The following is a 6,862-nucleotide window of genomic DNA, read 5'->3' as shown; positions in this document are numbered from 1 at the left end:
ACCCTCGTCGCCGATCGCCGGGCGCTGCAAAACCGACTGACGAGGCATTGATTTGGATTGGGAAAACCCGTCCGCTGACGCAGTCGCGTTTGCCGGACACCGGGTCCTTGCCACAGGATAGCTGCCATCGGCCCCGCATTTGAGGAGATGTGGTAACGGTGGCACTGCGTCGCACAAGTCCGACAGCTCCGCCACGCGATCGAGGGACAAGGCAAAGCCGACGCAGTCGAGGTGAGTGCCGGGTGCGTACACATCGCGCTTACCAGCAGACGGACAGGGATCGCCCCTGCCCTCGTGGATGACGATGATGATGTCATCGCCCGGCAATAGTTCCCGGTGCGTGTTTCTCGTCCAAAGGGAAAACCATCGCAAAAGAGCGGAACGGCGTGCGGCTGGCAATGCATACTGCCGCACGAGATTTTGGTACGACACAGTGCTTGGGTGGCATGGAGGACGAAGTGTATGAGCGGGGAGACGGACGCCTCGCCAACCTGCCGAGCACTAAGCCACGATGATGCACGAACCAGCGGTCCCCGCGGATCGCACTACCCTATCGGCGCAGTGTAACGCGACGGCAAGCCAGGTGACGTCACCTCCGCCCTCGCCCGGGCATAGTCTTGCGAAAGAGGAGAACAACTTGCGGCTGCTCCGCGATGTAGCCCGACGATTTTCCGGCTCAATGTCGGCGGCGAGCCGGATTGCGGCGAGTGGCGCTGTCACGTCCAACCTCAGATAATGCGACAGCGCGCTTGGCCTCTTTGCGGCACTTCAGTTGAGTGGTCGGCAACTTGCGCAGCTCGCGGCATCGCTGTTTGGAGCGCGAGCGCTTAACTAGCTCATGGTTTCACACAAGCGGCAGCGAGACTCCCCCTAAACTACACTACGGGTCGAGTAGCCTGCGTCGGCCGGTGCTCCGTGTCGGCAAACGGATGGCGTGGGTGGCCGCTGGGCCCGGCGGTCAACAAGGACTTACAGAACGCGGGGGTGAGCTTGCCGCGGTGGACTACGACGTTCCTGTGACCGATCGCAGCGCGGGCGTCCTGCCACTGCCGATTATAGCCGCGCTGTTCATTGGACTTGACGTGACAGGCGGCGAAGGCGGCGTCATCCAGCGTTGCCAACTGCCGGGCATGTACCGGCTGCTTTGTATGGATGTGCACCCACATCGGGCTCGGCATTGCACCGTTACGCAGCGCCTTTGGCTGCAACCGGATCTCGAACAGATTGCCCGGCTCGCCTTTCAACGCGCACGGGGGATCCGCAGGCGTCAACTCCTCAGTTGCACGCAAGTGTTCAAGGTGCTTCTGCGACGGAAACGCGTAGGTCTTCATACACTCGATCGTAGCCGTGGCTTTCGCGTGGTTCAAAGTCTTGACCAGTCCCCGCGCCTCCGACAACATCCCCTTGAGCCGGACCGTTTTGTCGTGCACTTCAACGACTTGCGCAGGCGTGAGTAGGAAGCGTCGACGAGGCTCCTCCCACGCGACCAGACAGGCCTCCATTTCGGTGGCCTGCGTCCGCAACCGCTCGACAGCGTTGTCCACGGCGTGTTCGGCGTCCTCGGGTTTCAACTGACGCGCTTGAGAGACAGCCCTCTGCTCATCAGCAAGATCGAACTGCAAAAGTTCGTCCAAGCGCGTGAGTAGTTGGCTCAGGATCTCCGTCGAGGCGGGGCCCTGCCAAAATGCCAAGTGTGCCGTCGCCGACGACGCACTCGCATGCGCCTCGCTCGCGCTCACAAGCTTCTTCGTACCTAGTTCCGAGCGCACGAGGACCTTGGCTGCTGGCGCCGAGTCGCTGACGCCGGCAGCGCCTTGCAGTTCTGGCCGCCTCGAGGCCGAACTCCTGACGCCAGCGGCCGGCTTGCTCTTGCCTTTCCCCTTCCTGCTGCGCGCTGCAGTGCTGCTGGCCATTGCAGCCTCGCCGGCAGGTTCTGCCGGTTTCGCGGCGCCAGGGTCGGCCGACAGTGCAGTGGTGGCGGGTGGCTTCGGCTGCAGTTCTAGGAGGTTCACGACCTCGTCGGCAGTGATCCACGCACCGTCCACGATCTGGCCCAACAGTTCCAATGGGAGGTCGGCACCTGTTCGGTGGTCGCTCAGCTTTGCAAGCATGCCGTGCGACGCCGACGCAAATTCCGAAAGCCTCTCCAAGACTCCTTCCAGAACGGCGCAGTGCTCTGCGTCGAGTGGGCGCCCTCTGCCCAACATTACAGCTTCGGCCGTCGAGATGAATGCCGGAAAAACGTCGTCCATGAAAGTTGCCAGCGGACGCACTTGCCCGTTCTGACCCATGAGGATTTCGCTGACGGGTGCTTCGAACCTGTTCGCCTGCGGGTTAGTCTTGACCTGCGCGAGAGCGACCCGCGATTGCAGCTGCATGATCTTCGTGTTAACCAGCCAGCCGGTGTGCAGCCGCAGCGTGTCCTCGTCTTCCTGCCGCATCTCGGCCGTTGAACTTGGTAAGTTGGCAGTCGCGACGAGGATGGACCGCATCCATTCGGAGCGCTGTACTCTTTTGTCCCACCACTCCATGCAGGCCACATGATGCTTCGCCACGCTGGGAGTCGATCGGCTCAACTGGTCGGGAGTGGCATTGGATTGCAATAGCCGCTGGAGGGCTTCGGCCGCAAGTCTCCTGCCGCCTTCCACTTTGTCGAAAATCTTATGGGCCACCTCGTTGGAATTGTCCGCCCGACGGAGCGCCTCGTCGCGCAAGTGGCGCACCTGATTGTCGGACAGAATGCTTCGCGCTAGAGGCTGGGGTAGGCTCGCGTAGTAGTCCATAACTTTTGCGCCCGCGTTCACGACCCGATCGAGCTGGTCTTGCGCGTCCTCCAACGTTTCTATGTTTTGCAGGCCCTTTTTTTCGAGGTCGTCGAACTCCTCAAGCAGGCCGTGCATTCGTTGCTTTGCCTCGTTGATCTCCTCGCCTGTCCAAGGAAAGGGGACTGCCGCACCTGAAGTCGGCGGCTGGCTGGCGATCGGCACCGTACTTTCAGCCTCGGACATCGATGGAACACCGCGCCGCCGGGCGGCTGCACGTAGCCCTGCGGCTGGACGTGGCGCAGCAGCCGGGTGTCGATGTGGGCCTACGGAGAGGCCGGAAGATCTGCCGCCAAGGTCATCATCGGCACCGCGCGCACTGCCGGCCGAGGGTGACCCTCTACCTTGAGGCACAGCGCGCATCTGCTCCAATACGGAACCGAACGATTGGCTGGCTTCCCCAGGAGCGGCACTTGAATGCGAGCGCGAACTGCTCGATCCGGCTCCAGCATCGTCAGTTCGCGATCTTCCAGGTCGGCCAATGCCCGTCATATTCCATCTCCGATATAGGCGAAAATCCCCTGCCTATGGTGTTGGGGGCTAATGTCGCTCAGCCGTAGCGTATAAGTGAAATCGAACAGATGGCGCATGCCATGGCTCCGAGGAACCCAGCGGGATGTTTTTGTCAATAGTCACAGCCAGCCGGCCCGACCAAAGTACATCTTGGAGCAGCCAAGATCGGCCTGCCGATGGAACCTGCTCGGGCCAGATGCATCTGGTAGATGTCCGCAGACCTTTGCCTTCCTGCAGCCGTTTGCTCGACGGCTGCGAACTGATTTGTTTCGAGCTTCGCCAATGCGCGTGTGGTGCATTTCGGACGAGCTACCAATTCGACCATACATGACGATTCTCACTCCTGTGTTTCGCATTGATTTCAGGCTGCTCAGGCGTGACAGGTCTCGATAGACCGGTTGGCTGACGATTAGCTGACGAAGGGCTTCTCCCCGATGCGCAAAAGAAAATCGGACTTAGCTTAACCGCTAGACTCAGGACCCGTGAATAGACGTCGAAGGCGACGGCAGCCGCGATGTAGATAGCTGAGAAGAAGGTGTGAGCGGAGCGGTCATAACGGTCGCGATCGGGCGCCAGTCCTTGAGCTTGGTGAACATGTTCTCGATCTTATGCCGTTGCCGATACAGAGCGCTGTCATCGGCGATGGGAGTCTTCCGGCTCCTGGTCGGCGAAATGCAGGACGTGATATCCTTATTGGCGAGCGCCTCCCGGAACCAGTTGCCTGCCGTTACCTCTGTCGGCTACCAGCTTCGGGCCAGGAGGCATTGCTTCCAGGATGAGCCGAGCACCCTTATGGTCGCCCATCTGGCCCTCGAACAGCAGCAGGATGATGGGTCGACCCCGCCTCATCGCAGACGGTTCAACCCGCCTTCGTGCGGCCAATGCGGCGACGTAAATCCCCGTTGAGCAGACTGCACTGCTACGGTTGCGGGCTGATCTCGCTAAGCCGTACTGTATCAGAGGCTTTTGATGATGAGTGCGTTGGCCCAGATGGCAGCAGCAGACCCGCGCTCTAAAGAGCCGCCGTTGTTCCTCACTGAGAACGGGCCGGTCTTTCCATTCATCCGGAGATCAATCCGGAATTGCGGAAGCGAGTGAGCAAGCACTCTTCATTCACCGATTGGCCGCTACATTGTAATCGATCGACCTCAGTCAGTTTTTCGCTGAGAATAGCTGTTACGGTCTCGGCGCCAGCAACGTGACCCCAACGCCGGCAGTTCGCATCGTCCGCCGATCCGAATACTAGATGCCCACCCGGCGCAAGCATCCGCACTAAGTTTCCGACAGCGGCACGCATTTCTGGAATACCCCCGAGGTAGTAGAGAACTTCGGCTACCACGATCAGATCGAATCGTTCCTTGGTTGAGAATTCGAGAATGTCGGCGACTATCCACGTGATGTGCGGACGGTTGTTCACCCGTTGGCGCGCTCGAGCAATCGCTTGCGGCAAGATATCGATCACGGTTAGCCGTTCACAGTGCGGGGCTAATTTGTCTGTGAAGGCTCCCGCCGCGCATCCGACCTCAAGCGCATTGGCGATAGGTCCTTCCGAGAGCGACAGCCGGAGCATTTCGTCGTAGCGTTTTTGCTCGAAGGGGTTGGTGTCGAGTCGCCAAGGATCGTCGCTGCTCATCTCCCGGCTCAACAAATTATAAATTGCGTCCTGCATCAGCTCGTCCTCTCATCCCTGCAAACACATAGAACGGCAACATCGCCGATAGCGAGGTGAACAATTCGTTACCCGTTCACCGCTTCGCCGCAATGTGCCGGGCGATGCACATTCAGCGCTTCATAATGGCTTGTGGAAGATCGGCAAAGGTGATCGTTTGGATGGCTACTATCCACGTCGTCGATGAATGGCCGCAGGACCGCCCTAGAGCCGGACCTACAAATACTCGCGTGACATTGACGCATTCGCTTCGGATCGGGCACCAGCGGAACAATCGTCGCACATTCCACGTGCTCGGGTCTGCTTGCACACCGCGCCGCCGCCTCACCCGCATAGTCGTCCGGTGATATTAGTCCAAGGTATCGTGCTCACCGTCGACCCCTCACAAAGGCGACGGAATCACAAACCACGGGTCCTACTTCGCAGCCGCTGTATAGGACGCGGATTAAAGAAGCCGTGGTCTAACAACAGCAAGGCGCGACCATTTCACGGCTAAGTTCGTACGTGCGCCGCAATCATCGGGCGGCTGATGCCCGGCTTAGAGATAGACATACCCTCACGTTATTCGGGCCCATCGCTGCCGCCCATAATCCATCGACTCCACCGATGAGAACCTATCCATCGCACGAATGATTTTCATCCAAACAATCGATTCACTGTTCTGCCCAATTTCCATTAGAAGGCACTGAAGGAAGCAAAAATGACGTATATCTGTTGATTGTACTTCACGAAAGAGAAATGGGTTCGACAATATGAGTTCTCAGGTGCGGTGGAAACTGTGTTGGGAAAGCGATTTGGAGCTCTCCGATCACACGGAGCTCGCTGAGTTTTTTCGAAAGACCTATGGTCCGACCGGCGCTTTCAATGCGAAACCCTTTGAAGGTGCCCACAGTTGGGCGGGAGCTAGGCCGGAGTTGCGCCTTATAGGGTACGATGACCACGGAGTGGCAGCTCATTTGGGGCTATTGCGCCGTTTCATCAGGGTGGGCGAGGTCGATCTCTTGGTCGGAGAGTTGGGATTATGGGGCGTGCGCCCGGATCTCGAAGGGTTTGGACTCAATTACTCTCTTGTGCGGGTCATGTACCCAGTACTGCAGCAGCTTGACCTTCCGTTCGCGTTTGGCGGCATTCGGCCGGCCTTGCACAAGCTTGTTGGCAGACTTTGCCGAGACGGTATGGCGACAATCGTGGATGGGATTTGTGTGCGGTCTACTCTTTCAGATGTCTATCTTAACCTACCACCCACTCGCACTGAAGACGTACTTGTTGTGGTTTTTCCACTTGAACGTTCCATGAGCGAATGGCCATCCGGCACATTGATCGAACGGAACGGTCCAGAGCTATGAAAAAGCTTTTGCCTTCGCAAAGCCGAGAAGCCGGGTTGGCGGCAGATAAACGGAGCCGTATACCTGACTTTTGACGATCGGTCCTGACTTGTGTTCGCCGCCAAGGATTTGCTGGCCGAACACCCGGGGCCTGGCGGCTGTCTTTGTCATTGCTGCGCCTATACGCAGGACCGGCCGCAACTCGTCCGGCGCATAGTTACTGCCGAGAGGCGAGGTTGCCAACCACATCACCCCCGACCATCATGAGCACTGTTGTCAAATTCGCATCCTGGGTGAGCGCGGCTTTCGATGCGGCGCTCGAGGCATTGACTGCGCAGGACGCCGATTTCGTCATGTCGAGCCAGTTGGCGTGCTTTGGGGTGTAATGGAATTCCAGCCGCCTGAGAATCAGCCGCGCCTCTAAGACCGCAGTGCGTGGTAGAGCGCGGCGTTCGCGTGGATCGACAGATTGTCTAGTCTAGCAGGCTGTTGAAAAAAGAAGCTGGCCTGGAGGCTTTCGCCGTGATTCACTC

3 protein-coding genes and 1 pseudogene are annotated in these 6,862 nt (G+C 58.9%); 1 reads left to right on the top strand and 3 read right to left on the bottom strand.

Annotated elements, in window-relative coordinates; all coding sequences use genetic code 11:
- Nucleotides 1-875: 875 nt before the first annotated feature.
- Both ILFOPFJJ_RS34295 and nodS read right to left on the bottom strand, forming a co-directional pair.
- Nucleotides 876-3,008, bottom strand: a complete 2,133-nt coding sequence (locus ILFOPFJJ_RS34295; protein WP_246300027.1) for a T3SS effector XopP-like protein — start codon at nt 3,006-3,008, stop codon at nt 876-878.
- A 1,387-nt stretch (nt 3,009-4,395) separates the two neighbouring features.
- Complete coding sequence (gene nodS / locus ILFOPFJJ_RS34290; protein ID WP_173514827.1) at nt 4,396-5,004, bottom strand: nodulation methyltransferase NodS; 609 nt, start codon at nt 5,002-5,004, stop codon at nt 4,396-4,398.
- A gap of 752 nt (nt 5,005-5,756) precedes the next feature.
- On the opposite strand from nodS, the gene ILFOPFJJ_RS34285 reads away from it, so the two are divergent.
- Nucleotides 5,757-6,350 carry a NodA family N-acyltransferase gene (locus ILFOPFJJ_RS34285; protein WP_173514826.1) on the top strand — a complete coding sequence of 198 codons (594 nt, stop codon included), beginning with the start codon at nt 5,757-5,759 and terminating at the stop codon, nt 6,348-6,350.
- A gap of 278 nt (nt 6,351-6,628) precedes the next feature.
- Here ILFOPFJJ_RS34285 and ILFOPFJJ_RS35890 read toward each other — a convergent pair.
- A pseudogene (locus ILFOPFJJ_RS35890) lies at nt 6,629-6,862 on the bottom strand (transposase); the annotation flags it as partial.

This window comes from Sinorhizobium psoraleae (assembly GCF_013283645.1).
Taxonomy (GTDB): Bacteria; Pseudomonadota; Alphaproteobacteria; order Rhizobiales; family Rhizobiaceae; genus Sinorhizobium; species Sinorhizobium psoraleae.
The sequence above is the reverse complement of the archived record's forward strand: the minus strand, read 5'-3'. Positions and strand labels throughout refer to the sequence as shown.

What these genes read in the sequence shown, in the direction of transcription:
- ILFOPFJJ_RS34295 (WP_246300027.1), bottom strand. Translation starts at nt 3,008, where the DNA reads ATGTCCGAGGCTGAAAGTACGGTGCCGATCGCCAGCCAGCCGCCGACT.
- nodS (WP_173514827.1), bottom strand. Translation starts at nt 5,004, where the DNA reads ATGCAGGACGCAATTTATAATTTGTTGAGCCGGGAGATGAGCAGCGAC.
- ILFOPFJJ_RS34285 (WP_173514826.1), top strand. Translation starts at nt 5,757, where the DNA reads ATGAGTTCTCAGGTGCGGTGGAAACTGTGTTGGGAAAGCGATTTGGAG.